General features: G+C 82.0%; 1 pseudogene. It reads left to right on the top strand.

Going from position 1 to position 490, the window contains the following annotated elements:
• Positions 1–490: pseudogene (locus VR45_RS43090) on the top strand (hypothetical protein); the annotation flags it as partial.

Below are 490 nucleotides of genomic sequence, written 5' to 3'. Positions count from 1 at the left end.
GCCGCGCCGCCTGCCGACGGCACCGTCCCCGGGCTCGCCCTCGGCGGCGGAACCGTCGGCGCCCCGGCGGTGCCGGCCGGCCAGCCGGCCGGGACGACCGTCCCGGCGGGCAAGGCGCCGCAGAGCGGGACACAGAACGGCAGCGGCGGCGGCACCGGCGGCAGCAGCAGTAGCACCGGCGGCAGCAGCAACGGCAAGACGACACAGCCCGCCGCAGGCCAGCCCGCCGCGCAGCAGCCCGGCGCCGGTCAGCCCGCTCCCCAGCAGCCGGCCCCGGGTCAGCCCGCGCCGCAGCAGCCCGCGCCGGGCCAGCCGGCTCCGCAGCAGCCCGCGCCCCAGCAGCCGGCCCCGCAGCAGCCCGCACCCCAGCAGCCCGCGCCGCAGCCGCCGCCGGCCTCCCAGCCCCCCGTCCAGCCGCCCGCCGCCGCGAAGGCCACCTACAGCGCCATCGGCGGTGGCAACTGCAGCACCGCCTCGGTCGCCTACGCCC

Source organism: Streptomyces sp. NRRL S-495, from assembly GCF_000966955.1.
Lineage (GTDB): Bacteria > Actinomycetota > Actinomycetes > Streptomycetales > Streptomycetaceae > Kitasatospora > Kitasatospora purpeofusca.
The sequence above is the reverse complement of the archived record's forward strand: the minus strand, read 5'-3'. Positions and strand labels throughout refer to the sequence as shown.